The organism is Serratia sp. HNCC26DJ244, assembly GCF_057180565.1.
Genome location: NZ_JBXUGO010000012.1, coordinates 1 through 24,264 on the forward strand (window position 1 = coordinate 1; position 24,264 = coordinate 24,264).

At 48.4% G+C, this 24,264-nt stretch carries 21 protein-coding genes and 1 tRNA gene; 6 read left to right on the plus strand and 16 right to left on the minus strand.

All coding sequences use genetic code 11. The features are described from left to right. Positions 1 to 91: 91 nt before the first annotated feature. The 4 genes from AC2A06_RS11155 to AC2A06_RS11170 form a co-directional block, all read right to left on the minus strand. Entirely contained in the window at positions 92 to 871 is a 780-nt protein-coding gene (locus AC2A06_RS11155; protein ID WP_484380305.1) for a hypothetical protein, read from the minus strand. Positions 872 to 1,206: 335 nt separating this feature from the next. Beyond that, positions 1,207 to 1,283 (minus strand) — tRNA-Pro (locus AC2A06_RS11160). 77 nt (positions 1,284 to 1,360) lie between these two features. Further along, positions 1,361 to 3,139, minus strand: a complete 1,779-nt coding sequence (gene yejM / locus AC2A06_RS11165; protein ID WP_484380306.1) for an LPS biosynthesis-modulating metalloenzyme YejM — start codon at positions 3,137 to 3,139, stop codon at positions 1,361 to 1,363. Positions 3,140 to 3,148: 9 nt separating this feature from the next. After that, a complete protein-coding gene (locus tag AC2A06_RS11170; protein ID WP_473197458.1) occupies positions 3,149 to 3,376 on the minus strand; it encodes a YejL family protein in 228 nt (75 codons plus the stop codon). Positions 3,377 to 3,593: 217 nt separating this feature from the next. Here AC2A06_RS11170 and yejK point away from each other — a divergent pair, with 217 nt between their 5' ends. Then, a complete protein-coding gene (gene yejK, locus AC2A06_RS11175; RefSeq protein ID WP_023490734.1) occupies positions 3,594 to 4,601 on the plus strand; it encodes a nucleoid-associated protein YejK in 1,008 nt (335 codons plus the stop codon). An 86-nt stretch (positions 4,602 to 4,687) separates the two neighbouring features. Here the strand turns inward: yejK and rplY are convergent, their stop codons facing one another. Beyond that, complete coding sequence (gene rplY / locus AC2A06_RS11180; protein ID WP_023490733.1) at positions 4,688 to 4,972, minus strand: 50S ribosomal protein L25; 285 nt, start codon at positions 4,970 to 4,972, stop codon at positions 4,688 to 4,690. A gap of 197 nt (positions 4,973 to 5,169) precedes the next feature. After that, the gene (gene radD / locus AC2A06_RS11185) at positions 5,170 to 6,924 is read right to left on the minus strand and encodes a DNA repair helicase RadD (protein WP_484380307.1); all 1,755 of its coding nucleotides are present in this window, start codon (positions 6,922 to 6,924) and stop codon (positions 5,170 to 5,172) included. A 413-nt stretch (positions 6,925 to 7,337) separates the two neighbouring features. Between radD and rsuA the strand changes: the two genes are divergently transcribed. The 3 genes from rsuA (at position 7,338) to AC2A06_RS11200 (ending at position 10,172) form a co-directional block, all read left to right on the plus strand. Continuing rightward, entirely contained in the window at positions 7,338 to 8,039 is a 702-nt protein-coding gene (gene rsuA / locus AC2A06_RS11190) for a 16S rRNA pseudouridine(516) synthase RsuA (RefSeq protein WP_023490731.1), read from the plus strand. Between the two features lie 39 nt (positions 8,040 to 8,078). Next, a complete protein-coding gene (locus AC2A06_RS11195; protein WP_484380308.1) occupies positions 8,079 to 9,275 on the plus strand; it encodes a Bcr/CflA family multidrug efflux MFS transporter in 1,197 nt (398 codons plus the stop codon). Between the two features lie 552 nt (positions 9,276 to 9,827). Then, the gene (locus AC2A06_RS11200; RefSeq protein WP_023490729.1) at positions 9,828 to 10,172 is read left to right on the plus strand and encodes a YejG family protein; all 345 of its coding nucleotides are present in this window, start codon (positions 9,828 to 9,830) and stop codon (positions 10,170 to 10,172) included. A gap of 9 nt (positions 10,173 to 10,181) precedes the next feature. Here the strand turns inward: AC2A06_RS11200 and yejF are convergent, their stop codons facing one another. The 7 genes from yejF to AC2A06_RS11235 form a co-directional block, all read right to left on the minus strand. Further along, positions 10,182 to 11,786 (minus strand): microcin C ABC transporter ATP-binding protein YejF, encoded by a 1,605-nt coding sequence (gene yejF / locus AC2A06_RS11205; RefSeq protein WP_484380309.1) that lies wholly within the window; start codon positions 11,784 to 11,786, stop codon positions 10,182 to 10,184. Position 11,787: 1 nt separating this feature from the next. Next, entirely contained in the window at positions 11,788 to 12,813 is a 1,026-nt protein-coding gene (locus AC2A06_RS11210) for an ABC transporter permease (RefSeq protein WP_023490727.1), read from the minus strand. Next, on the minus strand, positions 12,810 to 13,904 hold the full coding sequence (locus AC2A06_RS11215) for a microcin C ABC transporter permease YejB (RefSeq protein ID WP_023490726.1): 1,095 nt from the start codon (positions 13,902 to 13,904) through the stop codon (positions 12,810 to 12,812). Before AC2A06_RS11215 ends, AC2A06_RS11210 begins: the two co-directional genes overlap by 4 nt. Before the next feature lie 9 nt (positions 13,905 to 13,913). After that, the gene (locus AC2A06_RS11220) at positions 13,914 to 15,722 is read right to left on the minus strand and encodes an extracellular solute-binding protein (RefSeq protein ID WP_484380382.1); all 1,809 of its coding nucleotides are present in this window, start codon (positions 15,720 to 15,722) and stop codon (positions 13,914 to 13,916) included. A gap of 245 nt (positions 15,723 to 15,967) precedes the next feature. Then, positions 15,968 to 17,530 carry a cyclic di-GMP phosphodiesterase gene (locus AC2A06_RS11225; RefSeq protein ID WP_484380310.1) on the minus strand — a complete coding sequence of 521 codons (1,563 nt, stop codon included), beginning with the start codon at positions 17,528 to 17,530 and terminating at the stop codon, positions 15,968 to 15,970. A gap of 235 nt (positions 17,531 to 17,765) precedes the next feature. Beyond that, positions 17,766 to 18,347, minus strand: a complete 582-nt coding sequence (gene mepS, locus AC2A06_RS11230; protein WP_473197465.1) for a bifunctional murein DD-endopeptidase/murein LD-carboxypeptidase — start codon at positions 18,345 to 18,347, stop codon at positions 17,766 to 17,768. Positions 18,348 to 18,673: 326 nt separating this feature from the next. After that, entirely contained in the window at positions 18,674 to 19,651 is a 978-nt protein-coding gene (locus AC2A06_RS11235; RefSeq protein WP_023490722.1) for a CobW family GTP-binding protein, read from the minus strand. 343 nt (positions 19,652 to 19,994) lie between these two features. Between AC2A06_RS11235 and AC2A06_RS11240 the strand changes: the two genes are divergently transcribed. Continuing rightward, positions 19,995 to 20,303: a hypothetical protein gene (locus AC2A06_RS11240; RefSeq protein WP_023491613.1), complete on the plus strand. Its 309-nt coding sequence runs from the start codon at positions 19,995 to 19,997 to the stop codon at positions 20,301 to 20,303. Positions 20,304 to 20,357: 54 nt separating this feature from the next. Here the strand turns inward: AC2A06_RS11240 and yeiP are convergent, their stop codons facing one another. Then, positions 20,358 to 20,930, minus strand: a complete 573-nt coding sequence (yeiP, locus tag AC2A06_RS11245; RefSeq protein WP_023491612.1) for an elongation factor P-like protein YeiP — start codon at positions 20,928 to 20,930, stop codon at positions 20,358 to 20,360. Positions 20,931 to 21,133: 203 nt separating this feature from the next. Further along, positions 21,134 to 22,378, minus strand: a complete 1,245-nt coding sequence (mtr, locus tag AC2A06_RS11250) for a tryptophan permease (protein ID WP_484380311.1) — start codon at positions 22,376 to 22,378, stop codon at positions 21,134 to 21,136. Between the two features lie 317 nt (positions 22,379 to 22,695). Here mtr and AC2A06_RS11255 point away from each other — a divergent pair, with 317 nt between their 5' ends. Continuing rightward, complete coding sequence (locus AC2A06_RS11255) at positions 22,696 to 22,950, plus strand: YkgJ family cysteine cluster protein (protein WP_473197468.1); 255 nt, start codon at positions 22,696 to 22,698, stop codon at positions 22,948 to 22,950. Here the strand turns inward: AC2A06_RS11255 and AC2A06_RS11260 are convergent. Next, a complete protein-coding gene (locus tag AC2A06_RS11260; protein ID WP_484380312.1) occupies positions 22,947 to 24,128 on the minus strand; it encodes a sugar efflux transporter in 1,182 nt (393 codons plus the stop codon). The two genes, AC2A06_RS11255 and AC2A06_RS11260, sit on opposite strands and share 4 nt — an antisense overlap. Positions 24,129 to 24,264: the final 136 nt, after the last annotated feature.

Genomic DNA, 24,264 nt, shown 5'->3' on the forward strand with positions numbered 1-24,264 from the left:
TGTCCGTTTCGTGCCAGCGGACATTGTTAGCTTCAGTCTATGCTAATAAACGGGGAGCAGAACACTGCAAATTTGATGTTTTGATATGGGGCTAATTACCCCTATTTCCTTCCTGCTTTTTTTCTAATTTTGTCACAACTTTACTCAACCATTTGGGTTCTTCTTTGAGATCTGAGTAGTAGCAATTCTCTGGAACTGCTTTCCAGAATGCAGTTATTGCGTCAGCAAACTCTACAAATTGATCTTCTGAGACATGTAAATCATCATGGCTAGGCACGTTTTGCGTACCTCGAACATCGGTAGGGTGTGGATAGTATTCAGGATGATTGAATGATAGTGTTTGATGTGAATCGCCGTCCCCATGCTTGTATACGTTTACTACCAAGTTACATGCTTTGATCCTTTCTCCGTATTCAGTTCCATTGATTTTGAGGCCGATCCATTCGAGCAAATCAATAAGCTGATGGAAATTTAAATTCCAGATCATGGGGGTAGTAATCAACTCTTTTTTGAACCAGTTACTTAGTTCTTTGATGGTGTGTTCTCTTAGTTTTTTATCAAACTGGTGGTACATTCCTGCTGTTACTGCTAACAACACGGTATTTTGCATCTCCAGTAGCGACCATACATAATTGATTCCCTCGTGGTAAGCTTGCTCGTAGGTAGCCATTAGATCATCGTTATCAGGATCGAAATATTCTGCGGCAGTCTCTAAATACTGTTGCTCTCTCCTTTCTGCTTCTTGTTCTAAATCGCCAAACTGCGATAGGAGTCTACGCTTTGCTTCCGAAACGTAAAATTCATGAGGTTCAATAAAGTATGGAAGATCGGCTCTAGCGAGCCAGAAGGTGGCAAAATTTTTTGATGACATACTTTTCCTCAATGGAATTAGAGACAGTTAGCGGTATGTTGACTCTTAAGATGATACATGACCTGTTCTGATGTAGCCAAATTGTCATTTGGTTTGAAATGCTGTGATTTTGTTCAGTGGTTCTGAAGTGAAAGGATGTGGGTTGAAATCTCAAAACCAGCCACTACATACGTAGAGCTACCCCGAACCGGCTTCGTTTTCATTTAGGGTTGGAGAACACAGGGAGGGGGAGCTTTTTCAGCGCTTTTCGTCGGAGGTTTTACCATTTTTTTACCATGGTAAAATTGCAGACATAAAAAAACCAACCGTAACAGGTTGGTTTTTCTATAAAAAGTTGGTCGGCATGAGAGGATTCGAACCTCCGACCCCCGACACCCCATGACGGTGCGCTACCAGGCTGCGCTACATGCCGACGCAGTGGAAGCTATACTACCGTTTTTGGCACTAAATTCAAGTTGCCATCTTACTGATCGCTTTAGATTTAAGCAGTTAGTTAGCAATAAAGCGTTTGACATCGGTCAAGACCTGCAGCAGTAGGGCTAACTGTGGCTTTTCATCCTTGATTTCTTGATCGTCTTGGTCGTAAGCGTGATAACGCCCATTACCTTGTAATACCAGGGTTTGTGTCGGGGTGGTAATGACCAATTGGCTACCATTACCCGTGGCGACCCAGTTATTTTTACGCTGTGGGGTAAAGAGATCTTCACCTTGTGAGTAATCGTTAGCGCTGGTTTTTACATGTAGCAGGCGCTGCATCAGTGTACGCATCACATCATTGTGGTTGGTGAGTTTATTGATGCTTTGTGCAGGTGTACCCGGCCAGCGGATCACCAACGGAACCTGTAATTGGTGGCGGTTAAAGCTATTACCAGCCCCCCAGTTTCCTTTATCAGTATCATTGAACTCCATACCGTGCTCAGCCGTAATGACGATGACTGTGTTATCCAACATGCCTTTCTCATTCAGTGTCGTCAGCATCTGGGCAATCTGTGCATCAATCTTGTTTGCTCCAGTGCGATAGTGCTGGATAAAGGCATCTGCGGGTAAGGTTTTATTGGGCAATTCACTGCCACTGAAATTGACGTAAGAAAACCATGGGCTATCGTTGCTTCGATCGGCCAACCACTGTTGCCATTGGCGTGTGGTTTGTGCATCGCTCTGTGCCAACGGTGCGGGTGGTAATGAAAAGTCGGCAAACAACGCTTGGCGGTAAAGCGCGGCATTAAAGCCATCTGATGAGAACAAGCCAAATTGATAGCCTTGATCGCTTAATGCTTTAATCAAGGCGGAAGGTTTACGCCCAGCCAGAATACCATCCAGATAGGTAGGGGAAATGCCATAGAACAGGCCAAATAACCCGGTATCAGCTTGATTACCTGTGCTGTAATGATTGCTGAAGTGAATATTTTCCTGCGCAAAATGGGTTAGGGCTGGCATATCTTGCGCAATATCTTTATTGCGAATGCCATTGACCACAATCATCAGTAAGTTATAGCCGCTACCTTTATCCCTATAGGTTAAATCACTTAGCGGATATTCAACCGCTGCTGCATCCGGGTTGCCTTGTTGTATCAGACGACGTTGATACTCTTGTGGGTCGAGCAGACCATGCTTTTCCAGAAACTTACGCGCGGTCATCGGGTAAGAGAGGGGAAGGTTAGCGCGCTGCATGGTGATAGGACGGTAAAAATTAGCATCAGCCCAGATATAGAACAGGTGGGATGCAAAGAATGAACAGATAAACAATACCGCCAGGGGCTTGCCGAAGCTGTGTCGGTTAAGACTCCGTAATTTCTGCCAGCTCCAGGTGGCAAAGAGCATTTGGACCAGGAATATCACTGGGACGCTGATAAACATTAACTGCCAAGAGCGTGCCATTTCACTCTGCTCTGGGTTGATCACTAACTCCCAAACCACCGGGTTAAGGTGCAGGTGGAAGTGAGCAAAGATTGCACTGTCGACCAACAGTAGGGTGAGCCCGGCGGTAGCCAGCGCTGCAGAGATAAATCGCAATAGGCGTTGCGACATCACGACAAAGGTCAGCGGGAAGATAATAAGCAGATAGGCCGCAAAAACAATAAAACTGAATTGCCCAATCAGGCTGACAAAGGCGTAGATTCGGCCCAGGAGTGATGACGGCCAGTCGCTAACAAACAGGTAACGGCTACCCAACCCAATGCTGAGCAAAATATTAAATAAGGCGAACCAGTGCCCCCAACTGATCATCTGGGAGACTTTTTCGCGATAAAGTTGACGGTTTGTCACCATAACTAACTATTAATGTGCTTTATCTTCATGGATAGAAGCCTGTAGAGCTTCAGCAAATGACCTGGCCAGCGACTGCCGCAGTGCGGGAGCGATACTGGTGTTGATCAAGTTGGTTACCATGTTACCCAGTACCATCAAGGAAAGGTCAGTGGGTGTATGATGTTTTTCCAAAACATTGACCAGCTCAGAGAGCAGTAGTTCAACATGTTGGTCACTATAACGGGATGATTGTGGCATAAAGATTGAGCTCAAAGCCTGAAAATTTTTCTTATCTTACCGTATAGAGTCGTGATTTTCTGCTCTTTTATCAATGCGGCGCTCAAGTAGCCGCGGAGCAGGGCAAGTGGTATGAGGTTGAGTAGCGTGTCGAGGATTATTTAATGGCGTGGCTTTTGTGTTGCAGCGTAACCGCTTCAGTGCTTGAATACGCGCTCAAAGAACAGGAGAAATGATCATGAGTCTGGATATCGAGCAGATTGCACTGCACCAGTTGGTGAAACGTGATGAGCAGACGCTGGATGTGGTGTTGCGCGATTCCCTTCTTCCTACCAACGCGGCAGTGGAAGAGATGATGGCAGAGCTGCACCGCGTATACAGCGCCAAGAGCAAAGCCTACGGCCTATTCAACGAACAGAGTGAACTAGCGGATGCACTACGCCATTGCCGCAAGGGGGATGAGGATTTCCTGGCGTTTAGCCGTGCGGCCACAGGCCGTTTGCGTGACGAACTGGCTAAATACCCGTTTGCTGAAGGTGGTGTGGTGCTGTTCGGCCAATATCGTTACTTGGCCGTAGAGTACTTGCTGATTGCCGTGCTTAACAGCTGCAACAGTATGCATGTTAATGAAACGCTGGATATTAGCACCACGCACTATCTGGATATTAATCATGCAGATATTGTGGCTCGCATCGATTTGACCGAGTGGGAAACCAACCCAGAGTCAACCCGTTATCTGACGTTTTTGAAAGGTCGGGTGGGGCGTAAAGTTTCTGATTTCTTTATGGATTTTTTGGCAGCGGCGGAAGGGCTGGACACCAAAGCGCAAAACCGTGGCTTATTGCAGGCAGTGGATGATTATTGCACTGATGCACAACTGGATAAAAACCAACGCCAATCAGTACGCCAGCAAGTCTACAGCTATTGCAACGAACAACTGCAGGCGGGGGAAGAGATTGCGTTACAGGAGCTGTCTCAAGAGATTGCGCCTGTGGGGGACAAGGATTTTTTGCAGTTTTCCAGTGAACAAGGTTACCAGTTGGAAGAGAGTTTCCCCGCTGATCGCAGCACATTACGCCAATTGACCAAGTTTGCCGGCAGTGGTGGTGGTATCAGCATCAACTTTGATGCCATGCTACTAGGGGAGCGGATTTTCTGGGATCCAGCCACCGATACTTTGACGATTCGTGGTACGCCACCTAATTTGCGTGATCAGTTACAGCGCCGTTCTGGCAACGCTAAATAGGCTATCTCCCTGACTTCAGACAATAAAAAACGCCGCGATTGCGGCGTTTTTTGCTTCGATATTCCGAAGGCACGACAATATGGCGATTAAGCGCGCATGAAGTCGATATGAGCCAGTTTAGGCTTGAATGGGTGACGCTGAACAGCCTGAACCTTAACTTTGGTTTCTTTACCATCGATAACCAGAATGATTGCTTCGTTGTAGAATTCTGGTTTTACTTCCATATTCTTCACTGAATCATGGTCTAATTCGATGGAGATTGCAGCTTCTTTACCACCGTAAACGATAGCGGGGAATTTGTTTGCTGCACGCAGGCGGCGGCTCGCACCCTTACCCTGGTCTTTACGTACTTGTGCATTGATAGTGAACATTGTTTTTTCTCTTTAAGAAAATGTATCCTGCTACAGGCGACCCAGTAACAGGCTCGATAACCTGCTTTTACCTTGGAAATAGCCAAGTAAAGCGGGCGGCATTTTAACGGAAAGCGGCGCTGTGGGCAATGGAAACCTGCCTGATGCCCTCAAGCTCAATCAAGCTGCCACCTGGGGATAACGAGAAGCAGTAAAGGTTAGAGCTCATTGGCACGGCGAAAACGCCCTTGATAATCAAAAATTTTTTCGCGAACTTGCCAAAACTGACCACGTTTGCGTGCAACAACAAAGTCAGGATGGCGTAATAAATCCTGTTTGCTGAGGATCTCCAGCGCGGTTTGCCAATGGAAGGGTACACCGGGGGCTCGTTGATGTGGGCGCAAGAACAGCTTATCAAAAACGTTACGCTGAGCCGGTGTTTGTAGGCGAAAGCGTTCGCTGGTACTGCAGCCATCTTCATCATAATAGGTGGCTTGCAGCCATTCCCCTTTATTATCCTGACCGCTTTGTAATTCCATGCCGCTGCAGCGTAATACCAAGGCATCTTTCAGCTTGAGTGCGGCTTTCAGCATATCATCCGGGTCCACCAACAGCGCTTGGCACTGGCCGCAACGACGTGCGGCGATATCATTTTCTGCGCCACAGTGAGGGCAGCTTTTGAAGCGGAAGCGGTAATCACATTGTTCACGTTTCCCTTGGTCATCTTCAAACCACCCTTGGCAGCGGCGACCATAGTGCTCGATAATTTCACCGCTCTGGGTGCATTTGCCCCAAAACAGGTTGGCGAAGCCACAACCGGGGCAAAATACCTGAACAGGTTGGCTGTCAGCATGGGGTTTACTGCCACCTACTTCCGGGGTGAACAGATCATGGGGGTTACCCGCATAGTCGAGGATCAAACAATCGGTTTTGCCGGGAAACAGCCTTAACCCGCGCCCGACGATTTGTTGATATAGGCTGACCGATTCGGTTGGCCGCAAAATGGCAATCAGGTCGACATGAGGGGCATCGAAGCCGGTCGTCAACACGGCGACGTTAACCAAGTAGCGCAATTGCTGCTGCTTGAAGGCTTCAATCAAGGTATCGCGTTCGAGAGGCGGTGTTTCTGCGCTGACCAACGCTGCATCGCCACGGGGTAGCAAACCATATATTTCGCTCGCATGTTCCACCGTTGAGGCAAAGATCATCACCCCTTTGCGCGTTTGGGCATATTCCATAATCTGGTTGATGATCAGTGGAGTCACACGTTGTTGCTTTTTCAGTTCGCGGTTAAGATCGACTTCACTAAACAGACCGTGACTTCTGGCGGCTAATTGGCTGAAATCGTACTGCACGATTGGCATATCCAGCCGTTCCGGTGGCACCAGAAAACCGTGTTTGATCATATAACGTAGTGGTAGCTCATAGATACAGTCACGGAACAGGCTATTACTGTCTCCGCGTAGAGTGCCATGGTAGTGATATTGATAGATCCAGCCTTTACCTAGCCGATAGGGCGTCGCTGTTAGTCCCAGTAGGCGTAGCTGGGGATTGTTTTTTTGTAGGTGCCGGATAATTTGTTGGTACTGGCTGTCATCATCGTCGCTGATACGGTGGCATTCATCGATGATCAACAGCGAAAATGCATTATCAAAAAGCGGCAGGTGGCGTGCGACGGATTGCACACTGCCGAAAACGACTTTGCCGTCACTCTCTTTTTGTTGCAGTCCCGCAGCGAAAATGTCGGCTTCTAGCCCATAGGCGCAATATTTACTGTGGTTCTGTGCCACCAGTTCTTTAACATGAGCCAGCACCAACACTCGACCACGGGCGCGCTTTGCCAGCTCGGCAATCACCAGGCTTTTACCGGCACCGGTCGGTAGCACGATCAGCGCGGGTTCAGGGTGTTGGCGGAAGTGTCTGATGGTGGCGTCGACCGCCTCCAATTGATAAGGGCGTAGGGTAAAGCTCATGTATTAACACCATTGACGATAATGAGGAGTATACTCTTCATCCTTTAAGTTGCTTGGGGGTTGGCTGCGGTTACTCGCCTCGCTCCCGAGGTTCACCCTTTGGGCCAACGTTTGCCGCCAACAAGCAATTCGAATGATTTTGACTATAAATGTCCATTTAGCAACATAACCAATTGCAATATAACCAATTGCAATATAACAGCCGACTAACATTGTGACATTATACTTTCGGATGGGCGGAAAAGTTTCTATTATTATGCCCCTCGCGATAGCGTTGTCGCCAATGCTGCGGCAACGTGAAGAAAGAAGAGTATACCTCTCAAGCCTGTTTATCGGCCCTTGGCGCTGCATAAGCAGGACATCATGCTCAGACGAGCAACATGATCATAACAACCACAGGCAAAGCAGACTCAATGCGATTGGACAAGTTTTTATCTCAGCAGTTAGGTATCAGCCGCGCACTGGTAGTGCGTGAACTCCGTGCGAAACGTGTCACCGTAGATGGTGAGATAGTGAAGAGCGGCGCGATGAAACTCACCCCACAGCAGGAGGTGACGTTCGATGGCAACGTCTTAGTCCAACAGACTGGACCACGTTATTTTATGCTTAACAAACCGCAGGGTTATGTGTGCTCGACGGATGATCCCGATCACCCCACGGTGCTCTATTTTCTCGATGAGCCGGTGGCTTACAAGCTGCATGCCGCAGGTCGGCTGGATATTGATACCACCGGATTGGTATTGATGACCGATGACGGCCAGTGGTCACACCGTATCACATCACCAAAACATCATTGTGATAAAACCTATCTGGTGACATTGGAACATCCACTGGCTGCGGATACAGCAGAGCAGTTTACCCAGGGGGTACAGTTGCATAATGAAAAAGATCTGACCAAACCAGCCCGGTTGGAAAAAATCGAAGATAATCTGGTGCGTCTGACGATCAGTGAAGGGCGCTATCATCAGGTGAAGCGAATGTTTGCTGCTGTGGGGAACCGGGTAGTGGCATTACACCGGGAACGCATTGGCGGTATCGTGTTGGATGAAGATTTGGCACCGGGAGACTATCGCCCACTGACGGAAGAAGAGATTGCCAGCGCAGTAGCCCCGTAACAACCCGATTGATATTTTTATGCCAAGGAAGTGTTAAATATGCAACAAAACCGGCCGTCTCACCTCGGTTTAATTTTTATCCTGGGCCTGCTTTCCATGCTGATGCCATTGGCGATCGATATGTATCTGCCCAGCATGCCGATTATTGCCCAGCAATTTGGGGTGAGTGCAGGTCAGGTGCAGATGACGCTCAGTGCTTACATGCTCGGGTTTGCTATTGGTCAGTTGTTCTATGGGCCGATGTCAGACAGTCTCGGTCGTAAGCCGGTGATCTTGTGGGGAACCTTGGTTTTTGCTATTGCGGGTGGTGCCTGTGCGATGGCTCAATCGATAGATCAACTGATCATTTTGCGTTTACTGCATGGTTTGTCTGCCGCAGCGGCCAGTGTGGTGATCAATGCGCTGATGCGTGACATGTTCACCAAGGATGAGTTCTCACGCATGATGTCGTTTGTCATTCTGGTGATGACGATTGCCCCTCTGTTGGCACCGATGCTCGGTGGTGCTTTGCTATTGTGGTTTAATTGGCATGCTATTTTCTGGGCCATGGGGGCGGCTGCATTGTTGGGCTCGGTGCTGGTGGCGTTCTTTATCAAAGAGACATTACCCAAAGAGCGGCGGCAAAAATTCCATCTGTACACCACACTGAGAAATTTCGGCTCACTGTTCCGCCACAAACGTGTACTGAGCTATATGCTGGCCAGTGCATTTTCATTTGCTGGTATGTTCTCTTTCCTCAGCGCTGGGCCTTTTGTCTACATTGAACTCAACAACGTGTTACCGCAGCATTTTGGCTATTACTTTGCGCTGAATATCGTATTTTTGTTCCTGACAACCTGGTTTAACAGCCGCTATGTCCGCCGAGTGGGGGCACTTAAAATGTTCCGACTGGGGTTGTTTGTGCAACTGGCAATGGGGCTGTGGCTGTTGCTAGTCAGTGCAGGTGGGTTCGGTTTCTGGGCATTGGTGTTAGGTGTTGCGGTTTATATCGGCTGTATCGCGATGATCTCTTCTAATGCGATGGCGGTTATTCTGGATGATTTCCCACACATGGCAGGGACTGCGTCTTCGTTGGCTGGTACGCTGCGTTTTAGTATTGGTGCATTGGTGGGGGCGATATTGTCACTGGCACCGGGTAACAGCGCATGGCCGATGGTCTCCTCTATGGCATTGTGCGGCATTATTGCCGTGTCGTTGTATTTATATGCTTATCGCTCCGGTCAGCACCCTGCCTGATTTGGCTAAGGTATTAAAGTCCTCCCATTGACTTGATTCAATGGGGGGATTTGCTTATCGATGGCCTGCCAGTCATTTGGTCCCCCCGAAGGCACAATAACAGTAAATAAATTGTGGGTTTATTGTTAATTTAACTCGATATTCCAAGTGAGAAGCTGTGTTTTAACCCGGAGGATATTGACCATTCTTTATCATGGTATTGATTTAATTTTGTTTTAAATCAAAGGGATTTATCATTCCAAATTCTGGGAATAATTCAATTAATGACAAAATGTAAATATATTAAGTAATTTACGTGTCCATTTTGAAATAAAAATGTTGCCATGCGGGCTTAAAATAGGTAAATATAGCGAAAAAATGTGTTGAAGATCACAAACATGATAAGGGTTTTTTTGCCGCCAGGAAAGCCCAGCCAGGGATAATCTGTCGAGTTGCTGCTGGTACATTGTACGTTTTAGTAACGATTTTGGCGGTGAAGCCTGGTGATTAAAGCTATAACTAGATAGCGTTTAATGTAAACGAAATGTTTAATTTTGAACTTGGGAATTCTATGTGAACAGTGTTCAGCTTTCGGTGGTACATCGCTTACCGCAAAATTATCGTTGGCTATCAGGGTTTACCGGCGTCAAGGTTGAGCCCACGGCACAGAGTGGCTCAAATGAAGGTAACCATTTGATTGGCCTGAAATTGCTCAGCCCTGATGGGCTGGATGCAGAGCAAGTCATGCAACAACTCAAGTTGTCGTTGCAAACGATTAAGATCGATTGCGCGGTGGTTGAATGGGAAGGTGAGCCTTGCCTGTTTGTTCACTGTCGTGATGAAAGTGCCGCGCTATGTCGGCTAAAAGATATCGGTGCCGCAATTGCCGAACAGATCAGTGAGATCTACCCCTTCTAAATGATGTTGTTAATCCACCAATTGTAACAGTTGCTGTGTATAGCTCGCCGCAGGCGTATTGAAAATGACTTGGCAGTCACCCTGTTCCACCACTTCACCTTGGCGCAAGACAATCACCTGATGGCAGAGTGAACGAACCACTTGCAGGTCGTGACTGATAAATAGATAAGCTAGATGATGTCGCTGTTGTAACGATTTCAGTAGCAGCAATATCTGCGCTTGTACTGATTTATCCAATGATGAGGTCGGCTCATCCAGGATCAGCAGTTGTGGTTGCAGGATCAAGGCGCGTGCAATGGCGATCCGCTGGCGTTGCCCACCAGAGAATTCATTGGGATAACGGTGCCGCAGTTCAGGATCCAGCCCCACTTCCTGTAGCGCTTCAATGACTCGTTGTTCACGTTGCTCGCTGGTCAACTGTTGGTGTACGGCCAATCCTTCGGCAATGATCTGCAGCACGTTCAAACGTGGATTCAAGGCGGAATAAGGGTCCTGGAAAACCATTTGTATTTGACTGCGATAGGGCAGCATTTGCTGGTTATTGAAGGTATGCAGTGGCTGGCCATTAAACCAGATGGCCCCTTTGGCGTTTATCAGGCGTAACAATGCCAGAGCTGTAGTGCTTTTACCGGAACCCGACTCACCCACCAGCCCGATACTTTCACCGGGTTGTAAGGTAAAACTCAAGTTTTTCAGCACGGTGTTTTGATCAACAACGCGCTGCAATAAACCGCGTTTGATGGGAAAGCAGACCTGCAAATTTTCCACTTTTAACAAGGGAGGGGCCTCTTCCGGCGTTTCAACTGATGGCAGTGGCAGCGGTTTCCCCAAATCTTCAGCGGCCAACAGTTGCTGGGTATAACGATGTTGCGGCAACGTGAACAACCTTTCCCGGCTGCTTTGCTCCACGCAGTATCCTTGGTGCATCACCGCTACGTTATCTGCCAGGCGGCGAACGATATTCAGGTTATGGGTGATAAACAGCAATCCCATGCCCAGTTCCTGCTTTAGCTCTTTTAATAGCGTTAAAATTTGTGCCTGAATGGTCACATCCAATGCGGTGGTGGGTTCGTCGGCAATTAACAGTTTGGGGTTGGTGAGTACCGCCATCGCTATCATCACGCGCTGGCGTTCGCCACCAGAAAGTTGGTGCGGGAAATCCTTCAACCGCCCTTTGGCATTGCGGATACCAACCCGATCCAGGCATTGAATCAGTTCACTGCGGGCGCTGTCGCGGCGCATCCCCCGATGCAGTATCAAAACTTCGCTCAACTGTTTTTCAATGGTGTGCAACGGATTGAGTGAAACCATGGGTTCTTGAAAAATCATTGATATCTGGTTGCCACGCACTTGATGTAGTTCAGCTTCCGTTGCGTGCAGCAGTGAATGACCGTTAAACAGGATATCTCCACCGGGATAAATCACTGGTGGGGAGGGTAACAGGCGCAGTACCGACAGCGCGGTGACACTTTTGCCAGAACCGGATTCACCCACCAGAGCCAGTGTCTCGCCCTGTTCAATTTGCAGCGAAACGCCATTAACCACCTGATTAACTGTACCCCCTTGGCGGAAGGCAATGCAGAGATCCTCAATGGTGAGCAGCGGGGGAGTCATATCAGTGCACCTTGCTGGGGTCGAAGGCGTCGCGTACCGCCTCGCCGATAAAGATTAACAGTGAGAGCAACACAGCCAGAACCAGAAAGGCGGTAATACCCAGCCAGGGTGCATGCAAATTGTTTTTACCCTGTAATAGCAACTCACCGAGGGAAGGGGAGCCAAGGGGTAAGCCAAAACCAAGAAAATCCAAGGAGGTGAGAGTGGTGATCGAGCCACATAAAATAAAGGGCAGAAAGGTCAAGGTGGCGACCATGGCGTTAGGCAGCATATGGCGATACATAATCACCCTGTCCGGTACGCCCAGGGTGCGCGCAGCACGAATGTAATCGTAATTGCGCGTGCGCAGGAATTCAGCACGTACAACCCCCACCAGACTCATCCAACCAAACAGAATCGTAATCGCCAGCAACCACCAGAAATTGGGTTGTATAATGCTGGAGAGCAAAATGATAAGAAACAGAGTCGGCATCCCAGACCAGACCTCGATTAGCCGTTGCCCCCAGAGATCAATCCGACCGCCGTAATAGCCCTGCGTTGCGCCGACACAGATGCCGATCACGCTGGAGAACAGCGTCAGTGCCAGCCCAAACAGCATTGAGATACGAAAACCGTACAGTACCCGCGCCAATACATCACTGCCATTACTGTCTGTGCCCAACAGATTGTGCCGTGATGGAGGTGAGGGGAAGGGCACCTCAGTGGCAAAATTGATGGTGTTATAGCTAAAACGGATCGGTGCCCAAATGGCCCAGCCGTGTTTTTCAATTTGGCTGAGCACAAAGGGGTCTTGAAAATCTGTGGTGGTCTTGAACTGGCCGCCAAAAGTGGTTTCGCTATAGTTGACCATCAAGGGGAGATACCAGCGGCCTTCATAGCGCACCAGTAAGGGTTTATCGTTGGCAATCAGGTCGGCGGCCAAGCTGAGTATAAAGAAAATCAAAAAAATCCACAGCGACCAATAGCCACGGCGATTGCTGCGAAAACGTGCCCAACGGGCTTGATTGATGGGGCTTAAGCGGCTCATTGGCGGGCCTCGAAATCAATGCGTGGGTCAACCAAGGTATAGGTGATATCACTCAGGATATTGAGCAGTAGGCCGATGAGGGTAAATATGTACAAGGTGCCGAACATCACCGGATAATCGCGCTGCAAGGTGGCATCATAGCCTAGCAACCCAAGGCCATTGAGTGAAAACATCACTTCAATCAGTAGTGACCCGGTAAAAAACATGCTGATAAAAGTGGCAGGAAAACCCGCAATCACCAGCAGCATGGCATTACGGAAAACATGTCGGTAAAGAATTTTTTTCTCATCCAGCCCTTTGGCACGGGCGGTGACCACATATTGTTTGCGGATCTCATCAAGGAACGCGTTTTTGGTTAGCATCGTCAACGCGGCAAACCCACCGATAACGGTAGCCAGCACCGGTAACGTAATATGCCAGAGATAATCAAGAATTTTGCCATGCCACGACAGGGTGGCAAAGTTACTTGAAACCAGCCCACGTAACGGGAACCAATCCAGATAGCTGCCCCCGGCAAACACCACAATCAGCAGAATGGCAAACAGAAATGCCGGAATGGCATAACCGATGATAATTAGCGCACTGCTCCAGGTATCAAAAGCACTGCCACTGTGAATCGCTTTGCGGATCCCCAGCGGAATCGACACCAGGTAGATAATCAGCGTACTCCACAAGCCCAGGGTAATGGAAACCGGCAGACTCTGGCCGATAAGTTGCATTACCGAGGCACCACGAAACAGGCTTTCACCAAAATCGAGGCGCATATAGTTCCACAACATGGTGAAGTAACGCTGATACAGGGGTTGGTCAAAACCATAGCGTTTGGTTATTTCTGCAATCACTTCAGGGTCGAGCCCGCGGGAACCGCGATATTGGCCTTCACCAACGTTGCCCCCCCCGGCTTTGGCATGCCCAAGACCGTCACTAGCACCGCCGCCACTAAAGCCGCTGACTTGCCCCAGCTCAATGGTGGCAATAGCCTGATCAACCGGGCCACCAGGTGCGATTTGCACAATGAAAAAGTTGATAGTGATGATGGCCCACAATGTTGGGATCACCAGCAGTAATCTGCGTATCAGATAAGCGGCCACGGCGTCTCCTTATTGGTGTTGCGACGGCAGGCGGGCAGCCTTGTTGACGTCAAACCACCAGCTATCAAAGCCAAGAGAATAGGTTGGGCGTTGTGGTGGAGAAGAGAACTTATCCCAATAAGCATAGCGGTCATGGTTTGAATACCACATGGGTAGCATATACATGTTCCAGGTCAGCACGCGGTCTAGCGCACGGCCAAGGGAAAGTAAGGCATTTTCATCCCCTTGATGTTTGATGATTTGCTCAATCAAGGCATCTACTGCTGGATCATTGACACCAGGCGTATTGTAGCTTGAGTCCAGATATTGTGAGCCCCAGATAATCTGGAGATCAGCATCGGGAAACGGCATTGCCGCATATACTTTTGGCATCATATCGAAGTCACGGGTTCTCAGGCGTCGCGTGAACTGACTGGCATCAACTTCACGGATCTGCATATCAATACCTAAGCGCTTCAGATTGTGCTGAAAGGGCAAGACATACTGAAAGTTGCTGCCACTTAATAGCATCAGCTCAAAGGTGAATGGTTTGCCAGTTTTACTGTTGATCAGTTGCTGATTCTTCACTTCCCAACCAGCTTGCTGCAGTAATTCGGTGGCTTTCAGCAGGTTTTCACGATCATTACCACTGCCATCAGAAGAAGGGGGCTGATAAATGGTGGTGAACACCTCTTCAGGAACTTTGCTTTTTAATGGTGCCAGCCAGGTTAACTCTGCTGCGTCGGGGTAGTTTGTTGCCGCATAGGGGGTATTCTGGAAATAGCTATTAGTGCGTTGATAGGCCTCATAATAGAGCGCTTTATTCATCCAGTCGAAATCAAAGGCTAAGGTAATGGCTTCGCGTACCCGGCGATCAGCAAAGAGGGGGCGTTGGGTATTAAAGGCTAACCAACGGGCATTTTGTGCCGCTTGGTTGGTATCGTCCTGTTTAATAATAAAGTTGCGGGCAAAATTCCCCCCCTGATACTGAGAGGCCCAATTTTTAGGTGAGCTTTCCAGGCGGAAATCATAGGCGCCGGCTTTAAATGCTTCGAGCGCGACGTTATCGTCGAGATAGTAGTCGTAACGCAGGGTATCAAAGTTAAAACGCCCACGGTTTACTGGCAGATTCGCGGCCCAATAGTCGCGCACCCGCTCGTAGGTAATATATTGGCCTAAACGATAACTCCCCACTTTATACGGCCCACTGCCCAACGGTGGGGTGCTGAGTGGTTCATTCAGCGGGTGATTTTTCCAAAAATTCTCTGCCAGGATAGGTAGCGTGAAAAGGCCGAGTAACTTGTCTTTATCGGGCTCGGGTAGTTCTATACGTACGGTAAGCCGAGAAAGGGCTTTTACCGTGACACCTTTGTAAATTGAGCGAAATTGCGGTACACCTTCGGTCATAAATTTGTTAAAGGTGAAGGCAACATCCGCAGCGGTGATCGCGCTACCATCATGAAAGCGGGCATGTGGATTGATATCCAGCTCCATCCAACGCATATCGGCAGGAAACCGCGCTGATTCAGCAATTAGCGGATAATAGCTGGAAGGTTCATCGTTGGAGGTGGTGAATAATGTGTCGTAGAGCTCACGTGTTCGCTCACCTGGCACACCGCGCGAAGCAAAACGGTTGAAGTTATCATAAGTGCCAATGGCCGCCAGGCGCACATCTCCCCCTTTCGGGGCCGCCGGGTTGACATAGTCAAAATGGCCAAAGTCGCTGGAATATTTGGGTTCACCGAGTGCGGCGAACGCATAGCTTTCATTCAGTGTTTCAGCCTGCAAGCAGAAACTGAGGGCCGAAAGGGCCAGCGCGGCAAAAATGCGGATAGACATCTCTACGGTAAGCTCCTGCTGCAATTTACCCGTGTTATTCAAACTGTGGGGATGGCGGCCCTCAGTTATCGGGTTCATCCATTAGCCTCGCTGCGTTGCAGTATTTCAATCGATACTTTTGCGCAGTCACCTGGATGAATATGGGTGTTAACTGATTGATTTGGCCGCTAGCATACCATTTTGCCCTGCGTTGCAGGGTAAAGAAGTTTAAAGGTCTGAGCGCGATTCGCTATAATTCAAGTTCCCTACTCAGAGGTAGTCTGGCAAAAGGCCATCAGATCCTCAATGTTAAGCGGTTTACTGAAATAATAGCCCTGTAGAAAATTAACGCCACGCTCTCGCAGGAAATTGACTTGCTCGATGGTTTCCACCCCTTCGGCGATGGTTTGCATTTTTAGTTTTTTAGCCAGTGAAATGACCGCATCTAATACTGGGACGGTAACGGTATCATGACCGATAAAACGGACGAAACCCTGGTCGATTTTCAGGTAGTCCAGGGTGAAATGTTGCAGGTAGATCAACGCACTGTGGCCGGTGCCAAAGTCGTCTACCGCGATCTCGACGCCATGGTGATGTAGCCAGTCAAATTCATCTTTAGCATTCTTCTCCTCTACCATGCCGCGTTCCGTAATTTCCACAACCAACGTCAAGTGTTCGCGCGGAAATTGTGCCAACAGGTTGAGAATATCATCACGAAATGAAGCGACAGCGAGATGAGAAGGGGCGAGATTGAGGCTGATTTTGGCCCCTTTGGGCAAAATTTCCACCAACTGCGGGGTGTCCGCCACGATCAGGCTGAACAGATGGCGCGTTAGCGGAATGATTAGCCCGGCAGTTTCAGCATAGGGAATAAACAGTTCCAACGGGATCCGCCCTTCCGTAGGGTGTTGCCAGCGGATCAATGCCTCCAATCCAGCAAGCGAGCCCGTTTTACTGTGGTAGACCGGCTGGTACTCCACAAAGAACTCATTACGCTTGATGCCTCTGCGCAGTGCTCGGTCAGGGCTCTGGTTGAGTATCTGCAGAAAGTAATACAGTACGCTGACCAGCAAGGAAAGCGCCAGGCTACCGAGAACCGTAAAACGTATATTGTCAGCGGTTAGTTGCTGGTGGTAGAAAAGGAGGGTCAAGGGGTATTTTTCAATGTGCAGACTACTGGCATGGGTGGTGGGTAATTGCGTTACCGGCATCAGGTCTGGGCTAAAGGTGGTCATGGCATTTTTGCCCATCACAATGGCTAATCCTTGAGCATCATCTTGATGAGCGGTGAGCAGCAGATAAGGGGTCAGGCTAAGATCCAGTGTGGCCAATACGCCAGTATTACCTGCACCTGGCTGTTGTAGCCACAACGCGATGGCCGGTCTTTCCGGTACAAAGGCGGTACCTTGTCGCAATTTTAGGTCCAGTGGTTTTTGCCAGTCGACTTCAGGGTAAAGAACCTGTGTCTCCAGCATCATGTTTCCGATGGCGGAAGAGCAGTAAGCAATACCATTACGTACCAGAACAAACGTGCGAACACCCGAAGTGAACGCAGCACGATAAGAGAGATCGTCTTGAGCGGTAGGGCAGGATTTATCCGCGAGTGGCATCAACTGCTGCATGATTTCTATCAGGTGATCGAAATAATCAACCGTAAATTTCTCTATGCGCATTTCAAGTTCATGTTGATATTGACTGCGCTGATGGCTAATCAGAAATAGCGTTGTGAACGTAAAGACAACAAAAAAAGCCAGAGCGGCAATACTGCTTTTAATCAGGCTACGTCGTTTGTGTGAAGCATGGCGTGCAAACGCCCGCTTTAAGCCCATAATTTGCTCCTACAGCTCCGGGTATTAAACCATCATTCTTCTATTGTCTGTATTATAGTCACCGCGGCTTTATAATTTGCAGCTAATATGCATGCAACGGGAAGTTTGACGAGTATAACTGCTGAATGGTCAAATTGAGTATAGCAAGGGGAGGCTTACAAAAAAAAACGCCACCATAGGGTCGCGTTTTTATCTCGTTTGTTCGGGATTTAGGACTCAATCTGGTATGCCGCTATTAGCTAGAGCTTTTACTTAATACTCTACGCCCTTCATGATAGCGCTTGTTCCAATAGCTGTCATTCATACTGGAGATTGTCACACCAATGCTGGTAGAGGCATGAACGAATTTGTCGTTGCCTAAATAAATACCCACATGGCGGCCCGTAGAGCCAGCACGGAATAACACTAAATCGCCGACACGCAATTTAGCACGCTGGATTTTCTTACCCATGTCACTTTGTTGGTAAGTTGAGCGGGGCAAATCCATACCAAATTGTTCGCGAAAAGTACGCTGTACAAATCCAGAACAATCAATGCCGCGCTTAGTCTCACCACCTAAACGATAACGAACGCCTTTCCAAGCTGCATATTGGGTCATAATCTTTGACTTGACGTCAACATTACGCACCATGGCTTCGAATTCATCCTGAGAGGCTTGCAGTAAAAGACCATTTTTGTCATTAACTGCATGCATCTCAGTTTGTGAGCCATCTAACTTCGAAGTGTTTGTTGAGCCACAGGCTGAAAGCATCATTGCTACTGTGATTGCAGGCACGACCCGCAAAAAATATCTCATAAAAGGTTGAGACTTGACCATTGTAGTTATATTCCCTTGAAATCCTTAGCGATGAATCCGCTATCTAAAAATACCAAACTTTACGAGGGTAGCCTTCACTCATAAGAAGAACAATCAGTTATCGTCCCAGATGTGCTACAACGCACATTTTTAATCAGCGGGTTACTGACGCTCTTAGTTAGGCATAACGCGCTGAGACTACCGGAATGAGGTGATGATTGCGAGTTTTTTTTGGGTTTGATTGAAAAAAATGTAAGTGTTTACATAAATAAAACAATATGTAGTGCTTATGTTGGCTTTGTGTTAAATGGCGGAATCGGTATCGTTCCGCCAAGTGTGATAGTCAATTATTCACTCAAACGAATCTTTAATAGGGCAGATTGTAGGCTATTCCAATCTGCTTCGGCGCTATGGATTAATTCTACCCGGCTGTCCAACGGTGGCACAGGGCGTGTTTCAATACTGAGGTCCTGCCCTTGTCGATTGATCAGCAAGCACCCTTCGGCAATGCGTACTACGGCTTTTGCCCGTTCAACGGGGGCCAAGCGGATCCACTCCATCATGCCAACGGTATCAAACTGGGTTTGATGATCAAAAATCCAGCCGCAACTGGTAAATCCCTGGCCATGATTAAGTGCTCTGCGCCAACGATCATTTTTAGTGAGACGCAGGGCGGCCAATCCCTTGGATTGAGCAGGGTGATTATGCTGCTGTGCATCGGCTAATTCGATGTGATTGGTGCGTGGCAGGTCTAACAACTTCAGGTCTATACGCCCCTGTTCGAGGGGATAAACAGGTCGTTGTTGCCCCTGCTGTGCTTGCCACTCGCTGAGTGCCTGGGCATCCTGGGGTTGCCAGGTATCCATTTTATTGGCGATGATGATATCGGCAGCCGCCAATTGGTCACGGAAATTTTCATTTTCGTAGTAACGAGGCTGACCCAATTGGCGAGGATCAAGCAAACAGAGCGTTGCCCGCAGGTCAATCCATCCGCCATAGGTCTCTTGGGTTAACAGCGCCAGGATCTGCTTGGGGTGCCCCAGACCGGTGGGTTCTATCAATAATCGGTCGGGCTTTGCTTGCTGGAGCAGCAGGTTAAGCCCCAGTTGCATTGGCAAGCCATTCACACAGCACATGCAACCGCCGGGGATCTCTTTTAATACCGCACCGCTATCTGCTAACAGAGCGCCATCAATACCAATCTCGCCAAACTCGTTCACCAGTACCGCCCAACGCTCATTTTCTGGCTTATTGGCGAGAAGATGACGGATGGTCGTGGTTTTGCCACTGCCGAGAAAGCCGGTGATCAGATTGGTTTTTGTCATGTTTTCCTCTCAATAAGTCAGAGTTATTTCAATGATTCTTAAGGCTTGTTGATTTATTAAGTACATCAATACTGAGCTGAAATCTACAGCAATATAAATTTGCAATTGAAAACAGTTCTTATTTGAGGCATCTGATTTTTATTTTAACGATCAAGATAAAAATACTTTCCCGATCAGTGTATTAAATCAAATCGCACTTTTGGTTACATAATTGTAATAAAAAACCACCTATTGATGACTCGTATTCCTAAAGAATGCACTATGTTTAAAGAGACTTAACAATAAATGTTTAAAGGGACTTAACACATGAGTGTAAAGTAACTTAACAAAAGTTGAGGTTACCATGAACATCTTACGGTTATTCTTAATCGCAGGAGTGTTGTCTTCATGGATGGCTGCAAGTCAAGCTGGCACGACGGGCGGAGTGATTAACTTTGTCGGTGCCATTGTTGAAAGCCCCTGTTTAACCAACGTGGACAATTCAACAGCTAATACTCAATGTTATCGTAATGGTCATAATTACACGTCGGCGCAGACTCTGGCAAATGTTGATGGTCGTAGTAAAGAGTTGCCGTTGAATATCGGCACTACCGAAATGAAATGGATAGATCAACAGCAGAAACTGGCCGTGATGACAGTCGTATATCGTTAGTGTATTAACTCATACCATGCCAGCGGGAAGCCTGGCATGGTATGTTATGCGATATCAATCAGCGCGGCCCATATAGCGACGCTCAGCGATATGGATGCGGATTTTGTCTCCAGCACTGAGATATTCTGGCACTTGAATAACTAAACCGGTGGCCATGGTGGCGGGTTTATTGCGCGCACTAGCAGAAGCCCCTTTGATGCCTGGGGCGGTGTCAACAATTTCCATGTCCACAGTTTGTGGCAGTTCCAATGCCAATACTTGACCTTCCAACGTCAGTACCTGCATGCCTGGCAAGCCTGCTTCCGGAATAAACAGCAGCTCATCTTCAATTTGATCTTTCTTGAAGATATACGAGCTGTAATCCTCTTCATCCATAAAGACATACTCTTCACCGTCTATATAAGAAAAGCTCACTTTTCGGCGGGATAGACTGATGGTATCGAGAATGTCATCACCTTTAAAACGCTCTTCTACCTTCAGGCCGGTACGAACGTCGGAAAAACGCATTTTATACAAAGTACTGGCCCCGCGGGCGCTTGGGCTCTGGATATCAATATCTTTCACCAACAGCAATTTGCCATTGTAGTTGATCGCCATACCACGTTTGATTTCGTTTGCTTTTGCCATGAAAAAAACCTGTCGATAGTGACCCGTTGTGATTCAAATGGTCAGGGCGCTATTTGTTCTGAATGCGCCTCTGGTTGCCAGTTGAAATCCGTAAGGGTAGAAATTTTTAAAAGTTGTCACACGTTACTCGTACCCTGCTTTTCAGGCAAGAGTCTGGTGTAAAAAGAGTGCGGCAAATGGGCGGTGAATACCGCCCTTGGTTGCTATTTAAACACTGGCAGTAAATTAAACAGCGTTAGCCCATGAGCGATAGCATTAATCAAACCAAAGAGCAGGATAAACAGGATCATACCCTGGCCACCTGGAGCACGGTATTTGGCTAGCGGGAATTGACGGCGGCTCGCGCGAGCCATCATTGCTGGCACAATCACCGCCCAAACCGTGGCCGCCAGGCCAGCAAAACCAATGGCATACAGGAAACCGTTAGGAAACAGAACTGCAGCTAACGCTGGAGGGACGAAGGTGAGCAGTGCAGATTGCGTGCGGCCAACGGGACTATCACTAAATTTGAAAAAGTCGGCGAGGAAATCGAACAAGCCGAGCGATACGCCAAGGAATGAACTCGCCAGTGCCATATAAGAGAACGCATTGAGTAACTGGCCGACAGCTTGGCTACTGGACGCATGCCCCATTTGTTTGAGCAGATTGCCAATATTACCGCCTTCAGCAATCACTTGTTTAAAGGCGTCTCGGGGAATATTGCCTTGAATCACATACTGCCACAGGATGTAGATCACCAGAGCCAGTAGCGTGCCATACACCAAACTACGCACTACCGCGCCACTGTCTTTATGGTAATACTTCACTAACCCCGGGACGTTGCCATGATAACCAAATGAGGTCAGCAAATAGGGCATCGCAGCCAACGCATAGGGCAGATAGCTGGGGTGACTCTCATTGCGATTAAATAATAGGGTTGATTGAACATGAGTAAACATATCCCCAACGGACAGCACAAAAGTGATCACCATTCCACCGATCAGAATGGTGCTGAGGCGATCAACGGCACGAGTTGATAACCAGACAATAAAGGCCACGACCATGGCAAACACCAAGCCAGAAACCGCCTGACTGGTACCGATGATGTCCTCCAGAGTGTGGGCAATAATCGAGCCACCTGCCGAGATATAGGCGTAAGTCAAAATATATAAAACAAAGGTGATGGATAAACTATTAAGTGTATTCCACCCCTTACCCAGTAGGCTTTTTACCATCGTGGGGAAGCTGGCACCGGTAGGGAAATTAAGCGTCGCTTCCAGGATCATCAAGCCGGAAATGAGCATACAGGCCCAAGTATAGACCAGCAGCACGACAGACCCACTGAACCATACACCAGAAGTGACAATAGGAATGGAAAACATCCCTGCGCCGACAGCGGTACCGGCAATAATCATCGCACCACCAAGGACAGAAGGGCGGGAAGGTTGATGAGTGGTGTTGGTTGGCATGGTGACTCCTGGCTAGCCATTGAAAAAGTATTGTTGTACTAGCTCAATAGTACATGCGGGAATTGTGCATGTAAAGCCGGTATATTGCTGTTTTATATCCATGGTTAGGGGAGTTACTGCATTGCTTGGTTATCCGTACCTTTAGTCACCCAATCAAATCAACTTGGCTCCCATCTGTGGTGTGGATTGGTGTGGTGCGGAGTGGCCCTACAAGTTAGCGCGGGATGACTGATTAACCGCACAACCAGGTGGTAACAAGCGCAGTGGACTGGTATGGTTCGCTACCTGCTTTTGCTGGTTTGCCAAGGGAATCGTTAATGGAATGCCGCTCTGACTGTGGTGCTTGCTGTATCGCACCCTCTATTTCCAGTTCGTTACCCGGCATGCCTGATGGCAAACCGGCCAATATTCGTTGTATTCATCTGGATAGCCAATGGCGTTGCGAATTGTTTAACTCGCCGCTGCGTCCAAAAGTCTGTGCCAGTTTGCAGGCCTGCGCAGAGATGTGTGGTACCCACCGTAATGAGGCCTTAATTTACCTGGCCAAATTGGAAGTGGATACCGCCCCTTAAGCTTTTTTGAGGCGCCATAAACATTGCGTGGCTGCCAGCATCATTGCCAGCGCGAAGTAAAACACCGCGTGGTAACTCCATATTTCGGCCACCGAACCGGCGATTGAACCGGCAATGATCCAGCCGACGCGTGTGGTATTGGTAAATAAGGTGGTTGCCGCGCCTGCTTGCCCGGGCATCAGATCCTGGAAATAGAGCATACCGATACCTGCCAGAATGCCAATAAACAAAGCATTGAACAGTTGCAGAGCGATTAGTGCTCCGCTGCCATTGATAAACAGCAATCCGGCATAGAACAGAACCCCGGCAATTACGGCACAGCGCATTAAAAAGCGTTTGCCAAAGCGTTTGGCCACCATACCAGCGAGCAACATCACTGGGATCTCCAGCCCGGCAGCGGTCCCCATCAGTATCCCGGCCAGTTTCTCGGGTAGATTCAGTTCCCGGACCAGGTACAATGGCATATTAATCAAATACATCCCATTAGCTGTCCACATCAATGTGCAGGCGAAAAATAACAGTAGCGTATCGCGACGATTCTGGCGTGGGGCTTCTAACACTGCAGCGTCTTTGGCGGCGGGCACTTTAGGCATGGAAGGCAACATTTTCCAGACCAGCCCACCACAAAGAATAAAGGTCGCCGCTGCGGCTAGATACATCACCTTGAAGCCAAAACCCAGCGCCAAGGCAAATGCAATCGGCGGGCCAATCACCCAGGCCAGGGAGATCTGGGCACGCAGTATCGAGCTGAACATGACCGCTTCACGCCCGGTGTGTTCGGCGTGTTCTCGTGCCAGGGCAAACATCTGTGGATTGGCGGTAGAGCCAAAGCTACTTAACAACACACCAATAAACAGCAAGATATAATAGTTACGGTTCCAGGCAAATAACGCGCAAGCCAATGCTCCCAGTAAGCAGCAGACAAAAATCAGTGATTTCCGATCGCCTTTTTTATCCGAACGAGTAGCAAGAAATTGGCTGACCAAAATACCGATGACCGCGCTGCCGGTAAAAAACAGACCAACCATTGCTGGGCGTGCATTGACTTCAGTGGACAGAAATAGACTTAGCGTGGGCATTTGTAAGGCACCAGCAATACCCGTGAGGAAAGCAACAATCAGGAAAGCCAGCGAAGTCGAATTAGGCAAAAACCGCGTTATTACCGAGAAGGTACTCATATAAACTGCCAAAGAGTGAGAGGTCGCGGGCATAATACGTGAAATAGAGGTTTAAAAAAACAAAACCATGACAGTCAGGTTGTTTCATTTGCCAGGTACCCATCGAGCCGCGTAGGGGGTATTCCCAGAACCTGCA